The sequence below is a fragment of the Mesorhizobium sp. M0830 genome, assembly GCF_040319965.1.
In the GTDB taxonomy this organism is placed as follows: Bacteria; Pseudomonadota; Alphaproteobacteria; order Rhizobiales; family Rhizobiaceae; genus Mesorhizobium.
Genome location: NZ_JAMYOR010000026.1, coordinates 13587 through 37314 on the forward strand (window position 1 = coordinate 13587; position 23728 = coordinate 37314).

24 protein-coding genes are annotated in these 23728 nt (G+C 63.7%); 8 read left to right on the plus strand and 16 right to left on the minus strand.

Features of this window, described 5'->3' with window-relative positions; all coding sequences use genetic code 11:
* The first annotated feature begins 54 nt into the window (after positions 1-54).
* Both NKI20_RS17000 and dinB read left to right on the plus strand, forming a co-directional pair.
* The gene (locus NKI20_RS17000) at positions 55-471 is read left to right on the plus strand and encodes a winged helix-turn-helix transcriptional regulator (protein ID WP_352832149.1); all 417 of its coding nucleotides are present in this window, start codon (positions 55-57) and stop codon (positions 469-471) included.
* Positions 472-606: 135 nt separating this feature from the next.
* A complete protein-coding gene (gene dinB / locus NKI20_RS17005; RefSeq protein WP_352832152.1) occupies positions 607-1854 on the plus strand; it encodes a DNA polymerase IV in 1248 nt (415 codons plus the stop codon).
* An 18-nt stretch (positions 1855-1872) separates the two neighbouring features.
* Here dinB and NKI20_RS17010 read toward each other — a convergent pair whose 3' ends face one another.
* The 11 genes from NKI20_RS17010 to NKI20_RS17060 all read right to left on the minus strand — a co-directional run bounded on the left by NKI20_RS17010 (position 1873) and on the right by NKI20_RS17060 (position 13274).
* Positions 1873-2904, minus strand: a complete 1032-nt coding sequence (locus NKI20_RS17010; RefSeq protein ID WP_352832155.1) for a cupin domain-containing protein — start codon at positions 2902-2904, stop codon at positions 1873-1875.
* A 114-nt stretch (positions 2905-3018) separates the two neighbouring features.
* Entirely contained in the window at positions 3019-4620 is a 1602-nt protein-coding gene (locus NKI20_RS17015; protein WP_352832158.1) for an FGGY-family carbohydrate kinase, read from the minus strand.
* A 127-nt stretch (positions 4621-4747) separates the two neighbouring features.
* Positions 4748-5476 carry an SDR family oxidoreductase gene (locus NKI20_RS17020; RefSeq protein WP_352602069.1) on the minus strand — a complete coding sequence of 243 codons (729 nt, stop codon included), beginning with the start codon at positions 5474-5476 and terminating at the stop codon, positions 4748-4750.
* A 22-nt stretch (positions 5477-5498) separates the two neighbouring features.
* Positions 5499-6758 carry a sugar ABC transporter permease gene (locus tag NKI20_RS17025; protein ID WP_023761084.1) on the minus strand — a complete coding sequence of 420 codons (1260 nt, stop codon included), beginning with the start codon at positions 6756-6758 and terminating at the stop codon, positions 5499-5501.
* Positions 6755-7588: an ATP-binding cassette domain-containing protein gene (locus tag NKI20_RS17030; RefSeq protein WP_023761085.1), complete on the minus strand. Its 834-nt coding sequence runs from the start codon at positions 7586-7588 to the stop codon at positions 6755-6757. The genes NKI20_RS17025 and NKI20_RS17030 overlap by 4 nt, the downstream gene beginning before the upstream one ends.
* Positions 7589-7676: 88 nt before the next feature.
* Positions 7677-8741 carry an ABC transporter substrate-binding protein gene (locus NKI20_RS17035; protein WP_352728864.1) on the minus strand — a complete coding sequence of 355 codons (1065 nt, stop codon included), beginning with the start codon at positions 8739-8741 and terminating at the stop codon, positions 7677-7679.
* Between the two features lie 277 nt (positions 8742-9018).
* Positions 9019-9903, minus strand: coding sequence for an AraC family transcriptional regulator (locus NKI20_RS17040; protein ID WP_352602073.1), 885 nt, complete (start codon positions 9901-9903; stop codon positions 9019-9021).
* Between the two features lie 281 nt (positions 9904-10184).
* Positions 10185-10904 carry a DUF982 domain-containing protein gene (locus tag NKI20_RS17045; protein ID WP_352832164.1) on the minus strand — a complete coding sequence of 240 codons (720 nt, stop codon included), beginning with the start codon at positions 10902-10904 and terminating at the stop codon, positions 10185-10187.
* Positions 10905-10979: 75 nt separating this feature from the next.
* Positions 10980-11204 carry a hypothetical protein gene (locus NKI20_RS17050; protein ID WP_023761089.1) on the minus strand — a complete coding sequence of 75 codons (225 nt, stop codon included), beginning with the start codon at positions 11202-11204 and terminating at the stop codon, positions 10980-10982.
* Between the two features lie 66 nt (positions 11205-11270).
* Positions 11271-12902: a chaperonin GroEL gene (groL, locus tag NKI20_RS17055; RefSeq protein ID WP_352832167.1), complete on the minus strand. Its 1632-nt coding sequence runs from the start codon at positions 12900-12902 to the stop codon at positions 11271-11273.
* Between the two features lie 57 nt (positions 12903-12959).
* On the minus strand, positions 12960-13274 hold the full coding sequence (locus NKI20_RS17060) for a co-chaperone GroES (protein ID WP_023761091.1): 315 nt from the start codon (positions 13272-13274) through the stop codon (positions 12960-12962).
* A gap of 340 nt (positions 13275-13614) precedes the next feature.
* On the opposite strand from NKI20_RS17060, the gene NKI20_RS17065 reads away from it, so the two are divergent.
* The 3 genes from NKI20_RS17065 to NKI20_RS17075 all read left to right on the plus strand — a co-directional run bounded on the left by NKI20_RS17065 (position 13615) and on the right by NKI20_RS17075 (position 15487).
* Positions 13615-13956 (plus strand): hypothetical protein, encoded by a 342-nt coding sequence (locus NKI20_RS17065; RefSeq protein WP_352832171.1) that lies wholly within the window; start codon positions 13615-13617, stop codon positions 13954-13956.
* A gap of 23 nt (positions 13957-13979) precedes the next feature.
* Entirely contained in the window at positions 13980-14258 is a 279-nt protein-coding gene (locus tag NKI20_RS17070) for an usg protein (RefSeq protein WP_023761093.1), read from the plus strand.
* 338 nt (positions 14259-14596) lie between these two features.
* Positions 14597-15487 (plus strand): hypothetical protein, encoded by an 891-nt coding sequence (locus NKI20_RS17075; RefSeq protein WP_352832174.1) that lies wholly within the window; start codon positions 14597-14599, stop codon positions 15485-15487.
* Positions 15488-15613: 126 nt separating this feature from the next.
* Here NKI20_RS17075 and NKI20_RS17080 read toward each other — a convergent pair whose 3' ends face one another.
* Positions 15614-16606 (minus strand): transporter substrate-binding domain-containing protein, encoded by a 993-nt coding sequence (locus NKI20_RS17080; protein WP_352832177.1) that lies wholly within the window; start codon positions 16604-16606, stop codon positions 15614-15616.
* Positions 16607-17456: 850 nt separating this feature from the next.
* Here NKI20_RS17080 and NKI20_RS17085 point away from each other — a divergent pair.
* Entirely contained in the window at positions 17457-17846 is a 390-nt protein-coding gene (locus tag NKI20_RS17085; protein WP_352832180.1) for a hypothetical protein, read from the plus strand.
* A 30-nt stretch (positions 17847-17876) separates the two neighbouring features.
* Positions 17877-18311: a hypothetical protein gene (locus tag NKI20_RS17090; protein WP_352832183.1), complete on the plus strand. Its 435-nt coding sequence runs from the start codon at positions 17877-17879 to the stop codon at positions 18309-18311.
* Between the two features lie 114 nt (positions 18312-18425).
* On the opposite strand, the gene NKI20_RS17095 is transcribed toward NKI20_RS17090, so the two are convergent.
* Entirely contained in the window at positions 18426-19931 is a 1506-nt protein-coding gene (locus NKI20_RS17095; RefSeq protein WP_352832186.1) for a helicase HerA domain-containing protein, read from the minus strand.
* 409 nt (positions 19932-20340) lie between these two features.
* On the opposite strand from NKI20_RS17095, the gene NKI20_RS17100 reads away from it, so the two are divergent.
* Complete coding sequence (locus NKI20_RS17100) at positions 20341-20646, plus strand: hypothetical protein (RefSeq protein ID WP_352728854.1); 306 nt, start codon at positions 20341-20343, stop codon at positions 20644-20646.
* Positions 20647-20734: 88 nt separating this feature from the next.
* On the opposite strand, the gene NKI20_RS17105 is transcribed toward NKI20_RS17100, so the two are convergent.
* From NKI20_RS17105 to NKI20_RS17115, 3 genes are all read right to left on the minus strand, one after another.
* Entirely contained in the window at positions 20735-21583 is an 849-nt protein-coding gene (locus tag NKI20_RS17105; protein WP_352832190.1) for an aldo/keto reductase, read from the minus strand.
* A 145-nt stretch (positions 21584-21728) separates the two neighbouring features.
* Positions 21729-22361, minus strand: coding sequence for a Vgb family protein (locus tag NKI20_RS17110; protein ID WP_352602094.1), 633 nt, complete (start codon positions 22359-22361; stop codon positions 21729-21731).
* Positions 22362-22485: 124 nt separating this feature from the next.
* The gene (locus NKI20_RS17115; protein WP_352832195.1) at positions 22486-23706 is read right to left on the minus strand and encodes a helix-turn-helix domain-containing protein; all 1221 of its coding nucleotides are present in this window, start codon (positions 23704-23706) and stop codon (positions 22486-22488) included.
* Positions 23707-23728 lie beyond the last annotated feature (22 nt).

The following is a 23728-nucleotide window of genomic DNA, read 5'->3' on the forward strand; positions in this document are numbered from 1 at the left end:
GACACAGGACGAAAACGGTATCAATAGTAAAGTGATTTAAAAATGGAACCATAGATGTCGACGCGCGAAAAATCCGGCTGCCCGATAAACCTGTCACTCGAATTGCTCGGCGACCGCTGGACTCTGCTCATCATCCGCGACCTGGTCTTCGCCGGGAAAAGGCATTTTCGTGAATTCCTGCAGTCCGACGAGGGCATCTCGTCGCGCACGCTCGCCGAGCGGCTGCAGACCCTTCAGGACGAAGGCATCCTCACCCGCAGCGAGGACCCGACGCATGGGCTGAAGACAGTCTATCGGCTGACCGAGGCCGGCATCGACCTGCTGCCCGTGCTGGCCACGCTTGGCGCCTGGGGAAGCAAGCACCGCAAGGCCGACGACAAGCTCGCACGGGTCGCCGACGAGCTGGCGGCGGGCGGCGAGCCCGCTCTGGAGGCCATGAAGGCGGCGCTGCTGGCGGAGCATATCGTCTAGGCGGTCGCAGTTCCGGACTTGAGAAAAGCAGCACTGCTGCGGATGAGCTCCAAGAAACCACCTCTTGCTTGACAACAATCCCCCTTTGTTCTCTATTTGTTCGTGTCTATCAGCAACTGCGGATGTGCCTTCGGGATGGAAACCACAGCCACCATCCTGCATGCCGATCTCGACGCCTTCTATGCCTCGGTCGAGCAGTTGCTCGACCCGTCGCTACGCGGCAAGCCGATCGCGGTGGGCGGCGGCGTGGTGCTCGCCGCCTCCTACGAGGCGCGCGCCTTCGGCGTGCGCGGCGGCATGCCGGGGCGCAAGGCGCGCGAGCTCTGCCCGCAGTTGATCTTCGTCGGCGGCAATTTCAGCCACTACCAGCGGCTGGGCGACGCGGCGATCAAGGTGCTCGACGATTTCACGCCTTTGGTCGAGCGCATCTCCATCGACGAGGCCTTTGCCGATGTCGCCGGCTGCACGCATTTGTTCGGGCAGCCTGAAGAGATCGCCACGACCATCCGCCGCCGGGTACGCGCCGAACTTGGCCTGCCGATCTCGATCGGCGTCGCCCGCACCAAGCACCTGGCCAAGATCGCCTCGCAGGTCGCCAAGCCCGACGGGCTGGTGGTCGTCGAGCCCGGCACCGAGATCGCCTTCCTGCACGATCTGCCGGTCGGGCTGATGTGGGGCGTCGGGCCGGCGACCAGGGCGCGGCTGGCCGAAATCGGCGTCGAGACCATCGGAGAGCTGGCCAGGACGCACAGCGGCGCGCTGACGCGGCTGCTCGGTCCCGCCGCCGGCGAAAAGCTCGCCGCCCTGTCGTGGAACCGCGACCCGCGCAAACTGGAGACGAAGCGCCGGGCGCACTCGGCCGGCGCGCAATCGGCGCTTGGCCAAAGACCCGCCGTGGAGCGGGTCATCGTGCCCACGCTGCTGCATCTGGCCGACCGTGTCGCCAGCCGGTTGCGCGCCAAGGCTAGGCCCGGCCGCACGGTGACCGTGCGCGTTCGCTTTGCCGATCTCAGTGCCGTCACGCGCTCGATCACGCTGGACCAGCCGATCTCAGCGACAATCATGCTGGCCGAGATCGCCGGCGATCTGGTGCGCGGCGTGCTCGCCGACCACCCGCACGAGAAGCTGATCTCGCTGCTGGCGATTTCGGTCTCGCATCTCGAGGAAAGCTTCGAGCTGCAGCTCGAACTGCCGCTCGGCCTCGTCGACGACAAGCGCCGCCCGGGCTCGAGGAAGGGCCTTGCACGCTTCGACGCCGACCGCGCCATCGACAAGATCCGCGAACGCTTCGGCAAACAGGCGGTCGGCTACGGCACGGTGGCGCTTGAGGCGGCGCGCTCGGTTCCCGACGAATTCAGGGAACTGGCGGAGAAGCAATTGTGAGCGGGAGACAGCGAGGCGCTATTGCGTCTCTTCGCCGTCCCAGTAACTCCTCACCGCTGCCATATCGAAAATACCGTCGCGCCGGCGCAGGGCGTCGACAGCCATCTTGTTGGAATCGGGATAGACGCAGACTTCATTGGGATTTCTTTCGCCGATCATCAAATAACGGCACGGTCCGCTACCGCTGTTGAGGAAGGAATGACCAACCGGCCGGCCAGCGGGAAAGCAGACATAGTCGCCGGCTTTCATCTCGTGGCGCTCCTCGCCAAGCAGCAGCGTCACCTGCCCTTCCAGGATCAGCGCGTGCTCTTCTTCGAGCATATGGTAGTGCCGGGGCGCTAGGCGCATGCCGGGGGCAGGCGCCTCGATCAGCATGCCGACATGATAGTCGGATCGCCCCAAAGCGGCATAGGTCAGATGCTTGGACCGGCCGCCGAACCGCGGGCCTTCGCCCTCGACCTTCCATTCGACAGAATCGCTGGCGATCGGCGGGATCGGCGCGGCCGGGGGTCTGGTAACACCGGTCGTGCTATCCGACGGCGACGGATCGTCGGCGGCAAGGCCGGTGTCCTCGCCGTCCCAGTAGCTTCGGGTCGCCGCGAGATCGAAGATCGCGCGGCTGCCCAGCGCGCGCACCAGAACCTTGTTGGAGGCGGTGTAGACGACGACGTCGTTCGGGTTGCGCTCGCCGACGATGACATAGCGGCACGGCGCATCGCTGGTGTTGATCAGGCAATGCCCCGCCGCCGCACCCGCCGGAAAGCAGATATAATCGCCGGCCTTCATGGCATAGGCGGCGTCGCCGACATAAGTGGTGAGCGTTCCTTCGAGGATGAAGACATGTTCTTCCTCGAGAATATGGTAATGCTTCGGCGAGCTCTGCTTGCCCGCCGGCAACTCCTCGATCGCCACGCCGATATGGTGGCTTTCGCCCAGCGCGGCCAGCGACAAATGCCGGTAGCGCACGCTGAAGCGTGGCACGGCGGTCCATTCCGTCCATGGCACCTCATCCGATGCGAATGGGACGGGCGGTTTCGCTTCGTCGGCCATCGAGCCTCCTGGTCCTGCCGCCCTGCTCGCGACAGAACAAAGCTGCCAGCTTCCGGCATCATCGCCAAGCGGTGTTCGCCACACTCCTGACAAAGCCGGACAGAAGCTGCCCGTTTAACCCCTGATCGCCTTGCCGGCTTGCTGCAGCAGCTCGAAAGCGGCGAAGCGCTTGGCATGCCAGCCGGCCAGCGTAGCGTCGGGATGATAGACCTCGCCGAGTTCCGACATGCCGGCCATGGCCGCCGCGACATCCTTGTAGGTTCCCGCGGCGACTGCGCCCAGCATCGCCGAGCCGAGCAGCACAGGCTCCGGCGAGGTCGACGCGACCACCACCATGCCAGTCGTGTCGGCCAGCAACTGACGCACCAGCGGGCTTTGGCCAGCGCCGCCGCTGACGACGATGGTGTCCACCGGGATGCCTTTCTCATGCTCGGCCCGCACGATCTGGCGCGCACCGTAGCCCAGCCCGCAGACGCCGGCGACATAGAGCCCGACCAGGCTGTCGAGACTGGCGTCGAGATCGAGCCCGGCAATCAGCGCGCGTGCGTCCGGATCGGCGAACGGCGCGCGGTTGCCGAGGAATTCCGGCACGACGTGGATGCCGCCGACCAGGGCCGGCGTCGCCGCGGCGCCGTTGCGGCTTTGCGCCTGCAGAGACAGCCAGGCGCTGAGGCTGAGGCCATCGGCCTGCGCCCTCGCCGCAGCTTCGCCGCTTGCCGGGTGCATGCGCACCAGATGGTCGATGGCCGCACCCGCCGCCGATTGGCCGCCCTCGTTCAGCCACAGGCCCGGCACCATGGCCGAGAAATACGGACCCCAGACGCCGTCGACGAAGGCCGGTTCGGCGGTCGACGACATGGTGCAGGCCGAGGTGCCGAAGACATAGGCCATGCGCGACAGAACGCTGCCGAACGCGCCGCGCGCGCCGACCGTGCCGACGCCGCCGGCATGCGCGTCGATCAGGCCTGCCGCCACCGCGGTACCGCCGATGAGCCCAAGGTCCGCTGCTGCCTGCGCGGTCAGTCCACCGCCGAGTGCGGCACCTGCCGGTACGATCTCGGTGCCGATGCGGGCGAACCCGTCATCGGCAAGCGCGCCGAGGCCGATCTTGCGGAAATAGGCGTCGTCCCAGCGGCTCTCATGCGCCAGATACGTCCATTTGCAGGTCACCGTGCAGACTGAGCGCGCAAGGCTGCCGGTCGCCCGCCAGGTGAGGAAGTCGGCCAGGTCCAGGAACTGCCATGCGGCATTGAAGGTGGCGGGCAGGTTTTCGGCCAGCCACAGGAGTTTCGGCGTTTCCATCTCCGGCGAGATGACGCCGCCGACATAGTTCAGCACCGCCTCGCCGCTGCGGTTGATGCGGCGCGTCTGCTCGACCGCGCGATGATCCATCCAGACGATGATGTTGCGTTCGGCATTGCCGGACGGGCCAACCGGCAACGGCACGCCGCCCTCGCCCAGCACCACCAGCGAACAGGTGGCATCGAAGCCGATGCCGTCGATCGCCTCGGGCGCTACGCCCGATTGCGCGACGGCCGCGCGGACGACGATGCACACCGCCCGCCAGATGTCATTGCTCGACTGCTCGACAATGTCGCCGGCCTCGCGCCAGACCTCGATATCCTGCTTGGCCGAGGCAAGCAGGTTTCCCGTGTGGTCGAACACTCCGGCCCGCGCGCTGCCGGTGCCGACATCGATGCCGAGATAGTGGGGCATGGGGGAGAAACCTTTGGTTTAGCGAATAGGGAATAGGGAATAGCGAATAGCGAATAGCGAATAGCGAATAGCGAATAGGTAAGTCGTTGGATTCTTCCCTATTCGCTACTCCCTATTCGCTACTCACTTAGAGATCATTGCTCTGCGGCAAAATCACCAGATCCCGGATCGTCACGTTTCTTGGCCGGGTCAGCATGAACATGACGGCCTCGGCCACTTCGCGCGGCTGCATCAGGCCGCCTGCGGCGAGCTCTTCCTCTAGCTTGGCCTTCGGCCAGTCGTCGACCAGTGCCGTCACCACTGGGCCCGGCGCCACCGCACCGACGCGCAGCCCGTGCTTGGCGACCTGCCGACGCACGGTATGGACGAAGGCCTGCACGGCGTGTTTGGAGGCCGTGTAGATCGGCTCCCAGACCACAGGGACCAGCCCGGCGATCGAACTGGTGACGATGATGTCGCCGGTCTTTCGTTCGATCATGTGCGGCAGCACCGCCTGTATCGAACGGAAGCAGGCATTGATGTTGAGGTTGAGCATGCGATCCCAGACGTCGGGATCGCCGGTCGCCACCTCGCCGCCGACATAGGCGCCGGCATTGGCATGGAAGATGTCGAGCTGGCCGGCCTTCTCCATGATCCGCGGCATCATGGTGACGACGCTTGCGGGCTGCACCAGGTCGATCACCAGCGGGATCGCCTTGGGGCCAAGCTCGGCGCACAGTTTGTTCAGCGTCGCCTCGGCGCGGTCGACCAGCACCACGGTGGCGCCGGCCGCCAGCATATGCCTGGCGCATTCGAGACCGATGCCTGATGCCGCGCCGGTGACGGCGGCAACTTTTCCGGACAGTTCTTCGCTCATGTCTTGCTTCCTGTTGATGGGTTCAGGCCCGGCCATGCGAGACACGCGAGCGGCGTGCCAGCGAGTCGACGATGACTGCAATGGCAAGCACGGCGCCGGTGATCATGTACCGAAGCGACGAGGACAGATCGAGCAGCGTCAGGCCGCTGGCGATCGACTGGATGACGATGATGCCGAGCAGTGCCGAATAGGCGCTGCCGCGGCCGCCGAACAGGCTGGTGCCGCCGATGACGGCCGCCGCGATGGCGTTGAGGTTGACGTCGCCGGTGCCTGCCTGCTGGCTGGCCGAGGCAAGGCGGGCCGCCGACAGCACGCCGCCGAAAGCCGCAAGCATCGAGCACAGCACGAAGGCGCTCGAATAGATCAGCCGCACATTGATGCCGGCGCGCCGTGCCGCCTCGCGGTTGCCGCCGACCGCCGACATCGAACGGCCCCATTTCGTCCGCGTCAGCGCGTAATGCATTGATATGACAAGGCCGACGAACAGACCGAACATCCACGGAATGCCGCGCGCCTGGTTGAGATAGAAGACGATGAGTTCGAGAATGACCGTGATGACGACCGCGCGCGTGATGAGACCGCTCGTCGAACGCGCGGACAGATTGGCGGCGCGGCGGCGCGCAACGGTGCGCAGGCCGGTGATCAGCATGACGATGCCGGGAACGGCCGCCAGCCCGAACGACAAGAATTTAGGCATCACCAGCAGCTGGCCGAAATTCACCAGGTTCGAGCCGTAAGGCAGGTTGATCGAACCGGTCGAGCCGAGGATGTAGAGCTGCAGTCCAAGCACCGCTAGCAGGCCGGCCAATGTCGAGACGAAGCTCGGCATGCCGAGCCGGTTGAACAGCAGCGCATAGAGCGCGCCGATGAAGCCGCCGACGGCGATAGCGGCGAGAATGGCGAGCGCCACCGGCCAGCCCTGGTTGACCCACAGCGTGCCGACCATCGCCGAGGCAAAGCCGCTGATCGAACCGACCGACAGGTCGATCTCGCCAACCATCAAAACGCAGACGATGCCGAGCGAGATGACGCCGACTGTCGAGCAATCGAACAGCAGGTTGACCAAATTGCTGCTCGACAGGAAGATAGGGTTGATGCTGGCGAACACCGTCCAGATGATGACCAGCCCGACGATGACCGGCAACGAGCCGAGATCGCCGGAGCGGACCCGGTCGAAGAACCTGCGGATGGCGCCGCTTAAGCCGGCCTCGTGCTTTACGCGCACGTCGGCGCGGTCGAGCTGCGGTGCGACTGGGGCAGCTTGTTGCACGTCACGGTTCATGGGCGTGGCTCCTGGGTCTGATCCTGCCGGGGAGTTTGCTGGGACTGTCTGCGCTCGGCGCGTCGCGACACCGAATTGTTCGACGCGCCGGTGATGGCGCTGACCAGTTCCTGGTTCGAGGCATCGGGCGAGAAGATGCCGTTGTTGCGGCCGAGCCGCAGCACGACGATGCGGTCGGCGACAGCGCGCACGTCTTCCATATTGTGGCTGATGATGACGACGCCGAGGCCGCGGTCGCGCACCCGCTCGATCAGATTGAGCACTTCCGCCGTCTGCGCCACACCGAGCGCCGCCGTCGGCTCGTCAAGCAGGATAAGCTTGGGTTCGAGCAGCAGCGAGCGGGCGATCGCCACCGTCTGGCGCTGGCCGCCCGACAGTGAGGCAACGACTTCGCGGACACTGGGGATGCGCGCCGACAGCTCGTTGAGCAGCGTCCAGGCGCGGACTTCCATCGCCACCTCGTCCAGCCGCAGCGGGCTGAGTTCGCGGCCGAGGAAGATGTTGGCGACGATGTCGAGGTTCTCGCACAGCGCCAGATCCTGGAACACGGTGGCGATGCCGAGCGTCAGCGCCGCACTCGGGTCGGCCAGCGTCACCTGCTTGCCGCGATAGCTGATCGTGCCCGAGCTCGGCTGATGCACGCCGGCAAGAATCTTGACCAAGGTCGACTTGCCGGCGCCATTGTCGCCGACCAGGGCCACCACCTCGCCGGCATGGACATCGAGATCGATGTCGGTGAGCGCCGAGACGGCGCCGAAATGCTTCGAAATGCCGCGCAGGCTGAGCACCAGCTCGCCTGTCGGAACCGGTCCGTTCGGGGTGTCAATCATGCCAGAGACCTTTCAAAGACCGGTTCGAGGAAGTGCGCTGTCTGGCCACCGCGGGGTGGCCAGACAGCGGAGCGGGCAAGGGTCGCGGTCAGTTCCCGATGCCCAGCTTCTTGCAGCCTTCCGCGTAACGATCGACGCAGAGTTCGGCCGCGGTGTTTATCTTCTTGTCGATGATCTCGGCCTTCAGGTTTTCCTGCGTCACCACCGCCGGCGTGAACAGCTGCGAGGGCGTGTCGTACAGCGTCATCTCGGCCTTCGGCTTCTCGCCCGAAAGCAGCTTGATGGCGACGTTGGCGGCAGCCGCCGCCACGATCTCGCTCGGCTTGGAGATGGTGTTGTACTGGTCGCCGGCGATGATCAGCTGCAGTGCCGCGATCGTCGCGTCATTGCCGGTAACCGGCGGTACCGGGTCGACGCCGGCGGCCTTGAAGGCCGCGATGGCGCCGCCACCGGTGCCGTCATTGGCCGCGACGACGCCGAGGATCTTCGGACCGAAGCGGGTTATCTGGCCGCCGGCCCATTGCTGCGCCTTCGGCGGAGCCCATTCCGGCGTATCGTATTCGGCCAGGATTTGGTAGCCGCTGTTGTCGAGACCTTCGTGGATGCCCTTCTTGATCAGGCCGGCCGCCGCGTCGGTCGGCGAGCCGTTGATCTGCAGCACGCCGCCGGTCGCCGGATCGACCTTGAGCGCCTTCAGGTGCTCGACCAGCGAGTCGGCGATGGCCTTGCCGATGCCTTCATTGTTGAACGAGACATAGAAGTCGGCCGGTGCTGTCGGGATCGGCCGGTCATAGGCGATGACCTTGATGCCCTGGCTCTGCGCCAGCTTGACCAGCGAGGCGGCGGCGGTTGAGTCGACCGGGTCGAGCACGATCGCCTTGGCGCCTTGCGAGATCACCGAGTTGAACTGCTGCTGCTGGCGCGAGGCGTCGGCATCGGCGTTCTGGTAGAGCACCTTGCAGCCAGGGCACAGCTTCTTCATCTCGGCGGCGAAGCCGGGATAATCATGCTGCTCGTAGCGGGTCGAGGCCTGGTCGGGCATCAGGAAGGCCACGGTGGCGTCGGTGACCGGCTCGGCAAAGGCAGCCGTGCCACCGAGGAGAGAGAGTGCGAGCGCTGCCGCACCGGTCGATTTCCAAGCAAATCTGGTCATTCGAATGTCTCCGTTTCAAAAATGGTTTCACGAAACCTGATCGCCACATGGCGCCAAGCTTGACTTCAAGTCCGACTGTTGCGAGGAGTGCGACCCGCGCCCCTCTGGCGGATCTGCTCGATCCCCAGCCAGCCGTTAACGCATCCTCCTGGGCATGATCGAAGACGATCAGCCACAGTTGCTGGATTTCAGGACAAGCGATCTCCAGCACGGGACGCCTCGAGCGCATCCCGCGTCATTCCTTCCCTAAGTCTCGGCTCCTCCCGGTTCCTCCCTGTTAGGCGGCAATCTCCGCATTGATGTTTTCCGCCAGCAATATCCGGAAACGCGAAGGCGACATGCCCTTCTGCGCCAGGAACCGGCGGTTGAAGTTCGAGATATTGTTGTAGCCAGCGGCGTAGCAGATCTCGGTGATCGACATCTGGCCCTCGCTCATCAACAGCTGGCAGGCGAGGTTGATGCGCAGCCGGTTGACATATTCCACCAGCGCCATGCCGGTGTGGCGACGGAAGCTGCGCGAAAATGCGCTGGGGCTACGCCCGGCGATTTCGGCAAGGTCGCCTTCGCTGAACGGCTCGGTCAAATGACCATTGATGTAGGCCAGCGCCTTGTTGATGCCTGCCGACATGAAACCTGACGGATCGGGAAGATAACCGGCGCTGGTCAGGGTGCGCACATCGCTGGCACGGCTCAGGATATCGAGCACGCCCATGAACAGCGAGAGGCGGCGCACGCCCTGCGCCTCGACCAGTTCGGCAAGCAGCGGCGCGGCAAGCTCGGCCGTCGCCGGCGAGAACAGCGCGCCGCGACGGCTGATTTCCAGGATACCGGCGCAGGCGGCAAGTTCGGGAAGGGCCGCCGTCGATTCGGCGATGAATGCTTCCGAGAACTGGACGACACGTCCGCGCAGCGGCACAGTTTCGCCCGGCGGTACGTCGCTAACCCAGTTGTGCGGCAGATTGGGGCCGGTGAGCACTAGATTGCCCGGCTCGAACTCGCCGATAAAGTCGCCGACGAAGTAGCGGCCGGTGGTGGCGACAACCAGGTGGATCTCGTATTCAGGATGGAAGTGCCAACGCACGGTGCGGAAGGGATAGCCGTGAGCCCACGCCTTGAACGACTCACCGCGTCTGATCTGGACGACTTCCAAGTCCGGATTCATGCCCGTTCCTCCCGGCACCGGTCCAGTCATGCGACCAGTTACAGCGCCCTCTCCGCAGGCCGCGTATGCCGCTCTCTGCAGTGATCAAAGCTTAGGCGGCAATCCCTGCCGCCGCCACCACGGTCTGTCCATCTGACCGATACTTTTTTGACGTTTTTGTGGTCAAAGAGAACGGCTGTCGGGAAAAATGGCTCCGGCTGCAAAGCGCCAAGGAACCCGGAGCCCATGGTTGGGCGGTTTCTTCGAACCATTGGCAACGCCCGAGCGGCCATGCGTCGTCGTCAGCTCACCTCGTGCAGCGCACCATTCGCTACCGCTGCCGGCGGCGACGCCATATCCGGCACAAGTATGTCGTTGCGGCGCGCGAAGGTGACCAGGGTGGCCCGCACCGTCTCCGCATCGATCTCACCGGCGATGCCGGCCCTGCAAGCGTTGAGCGCGACGGCATGGGCGCCATTGCGGCTGGCGGCCGGCCAATCCTGCAGCAGGGCATAGGCTTCCATCACGCTGTCGATCTTCCTCGGAAAACCCATTCCGACCAGAAGGGTGACCGGTTCCTTGAACTGCCCATGATTCATGGCTCGTGCCTCCTCTCGATTGTGCAGGACCTGCGGCGGACCGAAGACCGAAGAGCGCTGCCCGCCGGGGCTAGGGTGGGTGGGGCTGGACGTCTTGTATCGAGGATTGAATAGCCGTTTCGGTGCCGCCGATCGCGCCCGGATCGCCGCCCAGTTCGGTCCTGGCAAGCTCGATCCGGTCAGTTCGAGCTTGGCCGGCCCGACACTGGCCGCGCCGAGCGACGGAACGCATCGGCCCGGCGCCGGCAGCGCCCTGTGCGCCTTCACCAGCGCCTCCAGCCAAGCGACGACGGCAAGCGGAGACGGATTGCGGCCATCAAGCCAGGATGCGACCTCGCTTTGCGGACGGCCAAGTTCGGCCGCCAGGTCGCCCGCCTCCCATCTCAGTATTTTCAGGCATTCACGCAACCGGCCCGCAATCACATCTCCACCTCCACAACAGCAAATGTTTTCCGTCGCATGCAACAGGACGAAGATCGCTAAACAGCGCTCGCCAGTTCAGCCGCCGGCGGACGCCTTGGCAGCGGCCGACACCTGCTGCGCGGCAAGGAACATCAGCGTCGACGCCGCGGTACGCCGGTTCCAGCCGGCGGCTTCGGCCATGTCGAGCAGTCCCGCCAGCAGCGGCTGCAGTGCGCTCCTGCATTCAGTCTCGTAGGCCAGGAATTCCTTTGCCTGATGCGTCGGCGCCGGTACGGCTCCGAGGCCAGCCATTGCATCCATGTATACCTCCACTTTTTTCCGACTGATGCCCGCTCCCCGTGGGGAGCGGGCGGATTGGCCGCGACCTCAGAAGTCCATACCGGCGCCGGCCGGCATGGCCGGGGTGGCGGCTTCCTTCTTCGGCTTCTCGGCTACCATCGCTTCGGTCGTCACGAGCAGGCCGGCGACTGATGCCGCGTCCTGAAGAGCTGCGCGTACCACTTTCGCCGGGTCGATCACGCCCTGGCTGTAGAGATCGCCGAATTCGTTGGTCTGGGCGTTCCAACCCCAGCCGAACTCGTTCCTCTCGCGCAGCTTGCCGACGATGATCGACCCCTCCGCGCCTGCATTCTCGGCGATCTGGCGGACCGGCGTTTCTATGGCGCGGCGAACGATCTCGACCCCGGTTCGCTGGTCCGCATTGTCGGTCTGCACAGCATCTAGCGCCTTGGCGGCCCTCAGCAACGCGACGCCGCCGCCGGGCAGCACGCCCTCCTCCACCGCAGCGCGGGTCGCGTGCAGTGCGTCGTCGACGCGATCCTTGCGCTCCTTGACCTCGACCTCGGTCGAGCCGCCGACCCGGATCACCGCGACGCCGCCGGCGAGCTTGGCCAGCCGCTCCTGCAGCTTCTCGCGGTCGTAGTCGGAAGTGGTCTCCTCGATCTGAGCCTTGATCTGGGCAATGCGGCCCTGGATCTCTTCCTTGCGCCCGACACCATCGACAATGGTGGTGTTCTCCTTCTCGATCACCACCTTCTTGGCGCGACCAAGCATCTGCAGCGTGACATTCTCCAGCTTGATGCCGAGATCCTCGCTGATCGCGGTGCCGCCGGTGAGAATGGCGATGTCTTCCAGCATGGCCTTGCGGCGGTCGCCGAAGCCTGGCGCCTTGACGGCCGCGACCTTCAGGCCGCCGCGCAGCTTGTTGACGACCAGCGTCGCCAGCGCCTCGCCCTCGACGTCCTCGGCGATGATCAGCAGCGGCTTGGAAGACTGCACCGCGGCTTCGAGCACGGGCAGCATCGCCTGCAGGTTGGAGAGCTTCTTCTCGTGGATCAGCACATAGGGCTCCTCGAGCTCCACGCGCATCTTGTCCTGGTTGGTGATGAAATAGGGCGAGAGATAGCCGCGGTCGAACTGCATGCCTTCGACAACTTCGAGTTCAGTCTCGGCGGTCTTGGCTTCCTCGACCGTGATCACCCCTTCATTGCCGACCTTTTCCATCGCCTGGGCGAGGAAGCGGCCGATCTCGGCATCGCCATTGGCCGAGATGGTGCCGACCTGCGCGATTTCGTCGTTCCTGGTCACGTTGCGGGCATTGGCCTTCAGCTTGGCGACGATCGCGTCGACCGCCTTGTCGATGCCGCGCTTCAAATCCATCGGGTTCATGCCGGCGGCAACGGCCTTCGCGCCTTCCTGGACGATGGCCTGCGCCAGAACGGTCGCCGTCGTGGTGCCGTCGCCGGCAATGTCGCTGGTCTTGGAGGCCACCTCACGCACCATCTGCGCGCCCATGTTCTCGAACTTGTCCTCAAGCTCGATCTCCTTGGCGACAGTGACGCCGTCCTTGGTGATGCGCGGCGCGCCGAATGACTTGTCGATGACGACGTTGCGCCCCTTGGGGCCGAGTGTCACCTTCACCGCGTTGGCGAGGATGTCGACGCCGCGCAGCATCTTCTCGCGCGCTTCGGTATGGAATTTCACCTCTTTGGCAGCCATTGGATCACTCCTTCATCTAGGCAGCATTCGTTGACTGGTTGGATCTGGAAGGAGCCGTCATGCAGCCTTCTTCACTTGCTCGGCCTGCTCGATCACGCCCATCACGTCGCTTTCCTTCATGATGAGCAAATCCTGGCCGTCGAGCCGTATCTCGGTGCCCGACCATTTGCCGAACAGGATGCGGTCGCCGACCTTGACGTCGAGCTCGGTCAGCTTGCCGCTGTCGTCGCGCGCGCCGGGACCCGTGGCGAGCACCTCGCCTTCCTGCGGCTTTTCCTTGGCGGTGTCAGGAATGATGATGCCGCCCGCCGTCTTTTCCTCGGCTTCGACGCGGCGGACCAGGATACGGTCATGCAATGGACGGAACGCCATTTCGTTCTCCTTTTGGACAAACATATTTCTACGGTTCCTCCGCGCCGGACCGGCCATATCGGACCGGCGACCGGCGCGGGGACGCTGCGACCCTTTGCAGCATCGCGCGCGCATATCGAGCTAGTTTGCCGGTTTGCGGTTTCAAGAGCCCGGCCAAAAAAATTTGGCACTCGGGCACTGCGAGTGCCAAAGCCTGTTAACGCAGGCTTATTCCGCGAGGACGCCGGGCCGCCGCTTGAATCTTCCGCCACCATCCAACAACTTATCTCCCCGCCGGCGCCATCGCGGGCGCCGGAACCGCTTACCCTCCTAAGGAGTTGTTCGCAGACGGAGCATATCGATGGAACGACAGGCTTATTCACCGATCACTTCCACCCCGGCCGCCGAAACATCCGACTACGCGCTTGACCGCCTGCTCCAGCCGGCCAGCCACTTCAACCATCCCGAAGAGGTGCTGAGCGACGACACGCTCGACCTGTGGGAAAAGCGTGCCATCCTGTCTTCCTGGGCGTCGGATGCCTGCGCCGTCTATTCCATGCCGGCACTGCGCCAACCACCGGGCGCCAGCCAACCAGTGTCGTTCGACCAGATCATGGACGCGCTGTTCAAGCTCGACGGCGACGCCTCGGCACCTCATGAGCCCGGCGAGTTCCCTGATCTCTTCGACAGGCTGGGCGCCTGATACCCGACAGAAAGGAGAAACGAATGGTCGCAAGCGTCAGCAAGGAATTCCGCCTCCAGATGGAAGGCTATGGCCTGACCACGGCAGAGATTCATTATCGCCTGCCCGACCATCCGAGCTTGCTTCAGCTCTATGTCTGGCAGGACTACGACCTTGCCCCCGACTTTCCCGAACTCCACGGGTTTTTATCCTACTGGGAGCGCGAACTCGAGGGCCCGCTGCATTCGGTTCGGGTGGCCCACCACCGGCTGATCCGGCCTTCAGAATGGCGGGCCATCGACGGCATCATCGCCATCCAGTAAGCGATTCGCACGGCTCGAGCGCCGCGCTCACGGGAGCCGATAAACGACCCCAGCATCGCCGCGCGAGCGTCCCGGCCTGAGGCTTCGCTCTATGCTCAGATCACTTGGACTATCGACAGTCCAATGACTGAGCATGGCGGTGGCCGAAGAATCGGCTTCAAAGGTTCTTCGCCTTCATGACTTAAGCAACTATATTAGTTGCTGGTGAATTATATTTCACAAACGATTTTGGCGCCAGGATAACTATTTTTGCCGGACTCCACTTCAACCATTATTTAACTGCCGTGCTTCATTCTGTGTATTGCACCCCAAGGCATGTGAAATTCAAGGATCGCTCGATGCAGATCACCTCGGACCTAACCTTCACGATACAGAAGCTGATGTCGGCCAGAAGCGGTTTTGCCGGCGCCGGCCAGCCGACCTTCGTCAAAGCGGGCACAGCGCTGCGGACCGAGGCCCCGGTCATTCGTCCGGGCGCGACCGGCAACGAGGACGGCATCGAATACGATCCGTTCAGCGGCTTCGGCCAGATCTCCAAGACCGATGTGCCGGCGACTTCGTCCATCGGCGCGGCTTCTACGACTACGGCGGACGACCCCTATATGCTGGCCGGCAAGGCCAATTATGGCGAACTCTATGCCGAGTATACGCGCTTCATCATCTCGATGGTCGAGGCGGACCGCCGGCACGAAGACTCCACCGTTGCCCGCTATTTCATCCCTGCCGGCGAGACGCGGGAAACCGTGATGGCAATGGACGAGCATGACTATATTTGGGCTGTCGAGGACGAGATGGGGGCCGCCGCCGACCGCAGCCCGCAGGCGCAGGCGAACAAGGCGATCAGCAACCAAAGCCTTAACTACGCCGACGCAAGCAGGATGACTTCCGATTCATTGTTCAGCTTGCAGCAGGCATTGCCGGTTCTGAACGCGTCGTTGGCGCGCATCAGTCCCGAGGTCGTTGAGGCGCGTCTGCAAAGTATCGGCGACGACCCGAAGCTCCAACGTCTCGCGCAACAGATGGCCAAGAACGATATTCTCTTCGCCAAGACCGACCTGCGCTACGTCGACAGGATCATCAAAGGTATCGAGAGTGGCTTCAACAAGGTTGATGGCGATATCCTGGTGAAGAATGACCAAGGCCAGTACCAGCTTGGTGATTTCTCGATCTCGCTCAAGGGCGAGGTGATGCTGACCTCCAAAGACACATTCAAAGCGTTCACGGGCTGAGTCTCGTCGCGGCGTCCGTCGCCTCGGCGTGAAATCTCCATGGGCCTTGGCCGCAAGTCGAAATAGTCGGTTTCGGTTGAGCGATGGGGCGGGAGCCAAATCTCACCGCCGATTGACACCCAAACATCATTGAGCAGACCCAAAATACTTGGTCCGCAGATCATCGATCTCGCCCGCATCATGAGCGCCAAGCACTTCTATCGTCAGGGGGCGGGTCAGGAGGCTCTGTCGCGGAAGCGCGAAGCCGTACTTGTCAGGTTCGAACAGCGGCCCGACCACCTTCACCGGTAGATCGGGATGGGTGTAGGCGTGGTATTCGAGAACGGGGGCATCGGCGATGATTGCAGCGACGTTGCCATTCACAAGACCTTCGACGGCGCGATCGAGCCCAGCGTAGGTGAGAGTTTGCAGCCCCTGTTGCCGGGCAAAATCCTCCTCGACGGTGCCCGTCAGCACACCGACCGGCCTGTCGGTCAGATCGGCGAGGCCATTGATCTTGTTTGTGAGGGAAAGGGTGGTCATCACGCTCGTCACCGACGAGGTGACATAGGCAAGGACAGCGATACCACAGACCAGCCATAGCCCCTGCCAGATACGGCCGACCCAGCCGAACAGGTTCTTTCGCGAAGGCGACTTGCCGGATGTCGCGACCGACATCACTGAATAGAAGCTCTCGGCAAAGCCGTCGCGCCATCGCTTGGGGAAAGCCTCGTCGAACCGGCGATCGAAGAAGGTGAGCAGGACCGTGGCAGCGACAATGATCAGGGCTATCCAGGCATAAGCTTTTAGGAAGCCGGCGTCGCCAAGACCCGCGATCAGGTTGCCGAAGCCCTTTCCCTGATCCGTGCTGATCATGATCCGCATGCCGCCGTCGAACCAGGGCTGGGTGAAGTCGAGCAGTTCGGCCCGGGATTGATTGATCGTCAAATTTGTGACCGCTACGTCGACTTTGCCGGAAGCGGTCGCCAGAACCAGATCGCGAATGGTGTCGAACTGGACGTAGCGATACTGGCGGCCGAGTTTAGCCGCGAGGCCCTCCCAAAGATCGACCGCCATGCCGGTGAACTGCCCCTTGTCTTTCATGACGAAGGGAGGGTTGACAAAGAGGCCGACGTTCAAGGGCTCGGAAGGCTGTTGCGCCTCGGCTGCAACTTGCGGCCACAACAACGTCAGGAGCAGAATTAAGGAGCCGGCTAGCCTGCACCAGGTCCGCATGGCGATCCTTTCCTTGTTGGCATCTCAACCCGGTCGAGGAAGGCAAGGGAATTTCGCCAGAAACCGGAAAGCCTGGCGCGTCCATGGAAGAGCGGCGACCGGCCCTCGCGCGGTGTTGCCGGGCACGTGCAGAACGGTCCGATCGGCTGTTTTGCGGCATGCGGCAGCTCGGAAAACAACCTTTCGTGCCGGCGGCTTTTCTTTCGGATGCATGCAACGGCCTGGCCAGTAACGAAAACAGGCTTTACAACATATCAGGCCATGCCCTAACCAAAAAGAAGTCATTCAGTGATACGCCATTTTTATTTTGGTATGGATTTTAAACAACAATTCGATATATTTGCGAAGAGATATGGATTACAGAAATAAGTTATATTCATATGTTTCCATGATTTTCCGACAACGTCATTTCAGCATCTGCTAAGAAATCATCGCGAATTCCAGCCTATTTTCCATATTATTAAGCATTTGCAAAATTCAACCCGCGCTATGGCGTTTTTTTCTTGCCACAGGCCGACTTCGGATGCAGCTTTTTTTGGCAACAGCATCCGCGTCCGCGGATTGCTGCATGCTTGGGCGGACGGCGCTAAGCATGGAAAGGGAAATCGACATCCGCTGATGCGGCCTCCCGTGAGCTCGATCCTGCCCGCTCTTCTTTTGAGGCTGTGGACCATCTCCATCCCAGGCTGCTCTCGGTCGTCGAGCCACACATTTGACGGACACCCGCAGCCGCCAGCCAGTCGAGGAATGAACTATGAAATTCACAGTCTACGCGATCATCGCCACTGCCTTGGTGGCGGTCGCCGGATGCACCACCGATGACTATGATGATTGTCGCGGAAACGGCTGCCTGGTCGATCGGCCTCAGCAAAAAAATTGGAAGATCGATGACCGGCCGCAATACGACAGGAACGGCAATCCGAACTTCGATACGCGCGGCCGCTACATCGGCTGCCATGGGCTGGGATGCAAGGTCGACGACCCTGATGATGGCGATCAAAGCATCGACGACAGGCCGCAATACGATAAGCAAGGCAATCCGAATTTCGATACGCAGGGCAATTACCAGGGATGCCACGGCATCGGCTGCGAGGTCGACACGCCAGCCGATGACAGCTCATCGGACGATGACGATTCCAATTGATAGGCCTCGCGGCCAACAAGGAGGCCGATTATGTCTGAATTCGACAGCCATCGACGTGCCAAGATCGTTGTGATCGGCCTCGCGGGGCTTGGAATGATGCTGACGTCCGCTTTCGCCGCGAATAGCGACTGCCACGGCGTAAAGGTCGATGTGACGAAGGCGCGCGAACAAGAGTTTGGCCCTCTCGTTGCATCGGCGATGACCAACAAGGTCAAACCCGCCCAGGTGAAATTCCAAACGATTCTGGAAAGCGGGAAATGGAGCGCCGTTTATATTTCTACGCCCGTGGCCGATGACGGCATGATGTTCTTCCAGACAGTCAATGGAAAAAGGCAGTTTCGCGAAGCATGGGGCGGATATGCGGCTCCATCGGAAAAACCTGAATTGGTATCCTGGGCAAAGAAGCTCGGAGTGCCGCAAGATCTAGCAAAGTGTTTTGCCGAGACAGTTACGGAACGAAGGTGATGGTCGCCGGGTATTGCGGCGAATGATTTCAGGCCATCGATCATGCGGAAGCCGATCAAGGTGCATCGGTTCACGGAAACGCAGCTCCATCTTCTTGTTTTGATGGGCCGTCCCTCACAGCGCCAGGCTCCCCTGCTCCGCCTCCTCGGCATTCGGGTCGCCCGGCGCGGTTGCCCAGGCCAGTTCGACCAGCGTCACGGTGCGCCGGCCGACGCCGTCGAGCTGGCAGACGATGAGGCCTTGCTCCTCGATATATGTCAAGAGGCGTCGGGCGCGGCGCAGCGAGTGGGAACCGTAGGCGCGGGCGATCGCCGCGTCGCTCGGGCACGGCCAGCCCTCCTTCGCCGCACGCGCGATCATCATGAATACGCCCTGCATGTCGTCGGGCAGCAGCGACGCGCGGACGGAAACGTCCTGCCAGGCGTCATCCCCTGCCGCCATATCGGAGCCGAGGCCGGCGCGGGCGCGCGTCAGCATGCGGCGGAACTCCGGCAGGTCGGGCACGACCGAGGCGAGGCCTTCGATGCGGCAGCGGACCACGAATTCCTGATAGAGCACGCCGATGACGCGAAAACCCGCGTCGGGCTGCGCCAGGATGGCGCGCAGCACACGGTCGACGCGCTCGCGACGCTCCGCCAGATCCTCGGCGCTGATTTGCGGCTCCACCGGTTCGGGGCGGATTTCCAGCGCCGCCGACTTCGCCGCCATCAGCTGGTCGAGCAGGTCCGGCGACGCCGTCCTCCGCTGCGGCCGCGCGGTATCGGGCGGCGGAGCGGCCAGGATGATCGCCCGTGCATCCTCCAGCGCCGCCTCCGGCATCGCCATCAGCCGCGGCGTGCCGTTGCGCGGGCTGGTGTCGGTCGGGCCGATGCGAAGCCCCAGCGGACGGCGCGACAGCGCTGGCCCCAATGCCATGAACTGCCCGCGCTCCAGGTCGCGAAACGCCTCCGCCTGGCGCCGCTCCATGCCCAGGAGATCGGCGGCGCGCGCCATGTCGATATCGAGGAAGGTGCGGCCCATGAGGAAATTGGACGCCTCGGCGGCGACGTTCTTGGCGAGCTTGGCCAGCCGCTGGGTGGCTATGATGCCGGCAAGCCCGCGCTTGCGGCCACGGCACATCAAATTGGTCATCGCGCCGAGCGAAAGTTTGCGCGCTTCGTCCGACACCTCGCCGGCTACCGCCGGTGCGAACACCTGCGCCTCGTCCACGACGACCAGCATCGGGTACCAGTGGTCGCGGGCGACCTCGAACAGCCCGCCGAGGAAGGCGGCGGCGCGCCGCATCTGGTTCTCGGCATCGAGCCCTTCGAGATTGAGCACGGTGGAAACGCGATGGATGCGCGCCCGCTCGCCGGCCGCCTGCAAGCCACGCTCGGTATGCTGCTCGGCATCGATGACCAGATGGCCGTAACGGTCGCCCAGCGAGACGAAGTCGCCTTCGGGATCGATGATGGTCTGCTGCACCCAGGGCGCGCTCTGTTCCAGGAGCCGGCGCAAAAGATGCGATTTGCCGGAGCCCGAATTGCCCTGCACCAAAAGCCGGGTGGCCAGCAATTCCTCGAGATCCAGGTTCGCCGGGGCGCCCGCTGTCGTGTGTCCCATCTCGATCGCAACGGTCATTTCGACTCAAGGCTCCTTTCGCAGACGGGCTTATCAACTGGGTCACAGCCCGTCGAGCGCGCATGGCCGCCAGTTCCGCGTTGCGCACAGCCGGCCAGACGCGATCCGTCGGGCGAACCCTGTGGATAGTAACCAGTCGTTCACCATGGGCGGGTGTTCCGATTGCAGATATCAGGCATCCGCCTAGCCTGACCGTGCATCGCGTCCCCAACGTGGTGCGTCCCAACCCCGCCCCTGGCGACCGACGTCTTCAAGTTTCTTTCACAGTATATGTCGGTCGCCAATTTCGCCTGGTCCAATCCTGTTCTGACATCATGCCGGACCGCTCCATGGCGCAAACTTTGGGTTGACCCCTTCGGACCGCGAGGCGACACTCCACCCAACGCTGCAGGTGCGAGGAGGAATTGCGATGGACGAACCCGAACGGTGGCGCCACATGTCGACGGCGCCGAGGGATGGGAGCCGGATCCTGGTCACGGTGCGCCCATCCGAACAGGGGCCGGCGGAAGTCGACCTCGCCTATTGGTCGCGCGCCGACCAGTTCGCCCCGGAAGGCTGGCGCGCATCGGACTCGTCGCCCGGGCGCGTCATCGAATACGCCGAACCTGAACTGAAATGCTGGATGCCGCTGCCGACAGCCAACCTCAGCCGTGCATCCATGCCGGCGCCGTGGGAAGGCGAAGACGCCCAGCAGTTGGATGGCTCGGGGATTTGAGGGGCTGGCCGTACCCAATCGCTGCAGCTGGAGATTAGCCGATCTCCACCCTTGCGGGGGAGATTGGCAGCTTCACGGTCGGCTCCCCTCAAAACAAAAACGCGGCCGTGGCGGGGTTCGGTCCGGTGCGGCCGGAGGCTGAATCCATGCCGCGGATCGTCTGCAGATCCTGCGCGTCCAGCTCGAAATCAAAGACGTCGAAATTGGCGGCGATGCGGTCCTGGTGGATCGATTTTGGAATGACGATCAGCCCCTCCTGAAGGTGCCAGCGGATGATTGTCTGCGCCGCGGACTTGCCGTGCTTTCGGGCGATGCCGGCAATGGTCGGATCGTTCAGCAGCCGACCGCTGCCCAGCGGGCTCCAGCTTTCGATGCGGATGTCATGCCTGGCATGGAAGTCCCTGATACCGCGCTGCTGAAACTGGGGATGCAGCTCGATCTGGTTGACGACAGGCGTCACGCCGGTCTCGCCGATGATCCGCTCGAGATGGTCCTGGTTGAAATTCGAAACGCCGATCGACTTGATGCGGCCGGACTGCCTGAGCTCGACCAGCGTCTTCCAGGCCTCGACATATTTGCCCTGGCTGGGCACCGGCCAGTGGATCAGGAACAGGTCGATCTGCTCGATAGCGAGCTTGTCCATCGTCTCGTCGAAGGCGCGCAGCGCCGCATCGCGCTGGTGCGCGCCGTTGCGCAGCTTGGAGGTGATGAACAATTCGCCCCTCGGCACGCCGGAGCTGCGGATCGCCTCTCCGACCCCCTCTTCGTTCCGGTAGCCTTCGGCGGTGTCGATCAGACGATAGCCGGCCTCGATCCCCCAACCCACCACTTGCGCCGTGATGCCCTGATCGACCTGCCACACGCCAAGGCCGAGTTGGGGAATGGCGGAGCCGTCGTTCAACGCAATTTTTCCAGGCATGGTGGGCTGTTCAGGCATGGCGGGAATCCTTTGCAAAGATGGTCCAGGCGGTTCGCCCGGTGCCCGCCCTATCTAGGTTCGATGGGGGGCGGCGGCCAGTCGGCAGGGGACAAATTTGCCACATGCGATCTGCGTCCCGATCTTTGCGTCGAAGGATACGTCCTCACCGCGGCCGGCGCACCGCCCGCACCACCCCGGCAGAGGTGCTGCCGCAGAAGAGCCGGTCGCCGCCATCGGATTCCAGTCCCGAGACGCCCATGCCGGCCGGCATGTCGAGCTTCTCCAGAACCTTGCCTGATTGCGGGTCGACGCGGCGCAAATCGCTCTGGTCGCCTTCCCAGGTGGCGTGCCACAGCTCGCCATCGACCCAGGTCACCCCGGTGACGAAACGGTTGGATTCAATGGTGCGCAGGATTGCCCCGGTCTCAGGGTCGATCTGGTGGATTTTGCGCTCGCGGTATTGCCCTACCCATAGCGTCCCTTCGGCCCAGGTCAGCCCGGAATCGCCGCCGCCGCCGGGCGCCGGAATGGTCGCCAGCACCTGGCCGGTATCAGGGTCGATCTTCTGTATCAGGTCGTTGGCAAGCTGGAAGAAATGCCGGCCGTCATAGGCGGTGCCGGCATGTGCCGCGACATCGATCGAGCGCAGCGCCTGCCCGTTTGCCGGATCGAAGGCGTTCAGCTTCTCACCCGAGGCAAACCAGACATTGTTGCCGTCAAAGCTCACTCCATGCACCCTTTCCACACCGGGAAAAGGTCCGTACTCGTGCAGGACTTCGGCCGCTGAATGTCTCATATCTTGATCCTCAATGTTTGGTCGTCATCCCGCCGGTCATGTTCGAAGGTGTGTCGAACGTGAGCACCGGAAGCGCAGGAAGCCACCATTTGCAGGCCGGCCCTCACCTGAATATCAACACACCTTAGCCGTTCGACAGCGGGGACGGGAGTAACAAGGTCGTCGTGAATCCAGCCACCGGCGGCGTCATCCAGCGGCGCGCCCGCCCATGTCCGAAAAACTGCACCTTGCCCGCCTCGCCAAGCTGCTCCAGCGCCCGCTGCACGCTACGCTGGCCGATGCCAAGCGCCAGTGCCAGCGCAGAGGTCGCCCAGGCTTCACCATCGGCAAGGAAGGCCAGCACCGCAGCGTGCCGCTCCTCGATCGGCCGCGCCAGCACCAGCACCTCGTGCTCGTGGCGCGGCGCCAGTGCGAAGCCTTGGCTGGTCGCGCCGATATCGGCCAGCCCCCGCAGTTCGACCCGCAGCCGGCCGATCTCGACCCGCAGCCGCGCCCGATGCGATTCATCGGCGTGCCTGCCGCCGAAGGCTTCGGCGATCAGTCTCGCCCGCGACACATCGCCAGGCCAGGCTTCGGCGAGTGTGCGTGCCAGCGCAAACAGCACCGGGCGCGTGGCCAGCGAGACGGTTGCTTCCCGCTGGCGCACGACATAGCGGAAGCTATCAACTACCAGCGCCGGCGACGCCTGCAACGCCTCGACGTCCTCGAGCAGCAAGGGGCGCTGCTCACCACCAGCGATCAGCCGCGCCGCCGGCGTGTCCAGCGCCAGGAAAGCACTGTCGACCTCTGCGATCAGGCCCGTAATGCCGGCCCGGCGGGCGGCATGGCGGGCCCACTCCAATGCCCTGCGCGCCCGCTTCGTTTTCAGGCGCCGCATCGCGATACCGGCGACGGCGAGCTCGTGCGCGGCTCGCGCGGCCGGCGGAAGCGGCGCCGGGTCGAGCCCGGCCAGCACGTCTTCGGCCTCGTCGAGACGACCGATCAAGAGCAGGCGCCGTACCTTGAGGTGGCCGGCATGCGCGGCGTTCAGCCGGTCGCCGTGCTTTTCCAGCGTTGCGCGCGCCGCGTCGAGCGCCTTGTCCGGCCATCCCAGATCACGCGACACCAGTGCGATCTCGGCCTCGGCGACGACGCATCTGGCCCGCGCCACCGCCTCTTTCGGGCCGAAGCCACGCGCGGCCCGCCGCAGCAGCGCCTTGGCGCGATCGAGATCGCCGAGCTGCGCCATGGCAATGCCGCGCAGCGCCAGCGCCGGCGGATCTTCGCGCAAGGCGACACGATCCAGCGCGCCGAGCGGATCGCCGCCGGCCAGCGCCAGTGCCGCCGCGGTGATCAGCGAGTCCATTCAAATCCCGTCACACTTGTAA

Bases quoted from the DNA above. Each gene is read 5' to 3' on its own strand.
- dinB (WP_352832152.1), top strand. From the start codon at position 607: ATGGAAACCACAGCCACCATCCTGCATGCCGATCTCGACGCCTTCTAT.
- NKI20_RS17075 (WP_352832174.1), top strand. From the start codon at position 14,597: ATGCAGATCACCTCGGACCTAACCTTCACGATACAGAAGCTGATGTCG.
- NKI20_RS17015 (WP_352832158.1), bottom strand. From the start codon at position 4,620: ATGCCCCACTATCTCGGCATCGATGTCGGCACCGGCAGCGCGCGGGCC.
- NKI20_RS17085 (WP_352832180.1), top strand. From the start codon at position 17,457: ATGAAATTCACAGTCTACGCGATCATCGCCACTGCCTTGGTGGCGGTC.
- NKI20_RS17070 (WP_023761093.1), top strand. From the start codon at position 13,980: ATGGTCGCAAGCGTCAGCAAGGAATTCCGCCTCCAGATGGAAGGCTAT.
- NKI20_RS17030 (WP_023761085.1), bottom strand. From the start codon at position 7,588: ATGATTGACACCCCGAACGGACCGGTTCCGACAGGCGAGCTGGTGCTC.
- NKI20_RS17025 (WP_023761084.1), bottom strand. From the start codon at position 6,758: ATGAACCGTGACGTGCAACAAGCTGCCCCAGTCGCACCGCAGCTCGAC.
- NKI20_RS17000 (WP_352832149.1), top strand. From the start codon at position 55: ATGTCGACGCGCGAAAAATCCGGCTGCCCGATAAACCTGTCACTCGAA.
- NKI20_RS17010 (WP_352832155.1), bottom strand. From the start codon at position 2,904: ATGGCCGACGAAGCGAAACCGCCCGTCCCATTCGCATCGGATGAGGTG.
- NKI20_RS17105 (WP_352832190.1), bottom strand. From the start codon at position 21,583: ATGCCTGAACAGCCCACCATGCCTGGAAAAATTGCGTTGAACGACGGC.
- NKI20_RS17050 (WP_023761089.1), bottom strand. From the start codon at position 11,204: ATGGATGCAATGGCTGGCCTCGGAGCCGTACCGGCGCCGACGCATCAG.
- NKI20_RS17040 (WP_352602073.1), bottom strand. From the start codon at position 9,903: ATGAATCCGGACTTGGAAGTCGTCCAGATCAGACGCGGTGAGTCGTTC.
- NKI20_RS17065 (WP_352832171.1), top strand. From the start codon at position 13,615: ATGGAACGACAGGCTTATTCACCGATCACTTCCACCCCGGCCGCCGAA.
- NKI20_RS17090 (WP_352832183.1), top strand. From the start codon at position 17,877: ATGTCTGAATTCGACAGCCATCGACGTGCCAAGATCGTTGTGATCGGC.
- NKI20_RS17115 (WP_352832195.1), bottom strand. From the start codon at position 23,706: ATGGACTCGCTGATCACCGCGGCGGCACTGGCGCTGGCCGGCGGCGAT.
- NKI20_RS17095 (WP_352832186.1), bottom strand. From the start codon at position 19,931: ATGACCGTTGCGATCGAGATGGGACACACGACAGCGGGCGCCCCGGCG.
- NKI20_RS17035 (WP_352728864.1), bottom strand. From the start codon at position 8,741: ATGACCAGATTTGCTTGGAAATCGACCGGTGCGGCAGCGCTCGCACTC.
- NKI20_RS17100 (WP_352728854.1), top strand. From the start codon at position 20,341: ATGGACGAACCCGAACGGTGGCGCCACATGTCGACGGCGCCGAGGGAT.
- NKI20_RS17060 (WP_023761091.1), bottom strand. From the start codon at position 13,274: ATGGCGTTCCGTCCATTGCATGACCGTATCCTGGTCCGCCGCGTCGAA.
- NKI20_RS17110 (WP_352602094.1), bottom strand. From the start codon at position 22,361: ATGAGACATTCAGCGGCCGAAGTCCTGCACGAGTACGGACCTTTTCCC.
- NKI20_RS17020 (WP_352602069.1), bottom strand. From the start codon at position 5,476: ATGAGCGAAGAACTGTCCGGAAAAGTTGCCGCCGTCACCGGCGCGGCA.
- groL (WP_352832167.1), bottom strand. From the start codon at position 12,902: ATGGCTGCCAAAGAGGTGAAATTCCATACCGAAGCGCGCGAGAAGATG.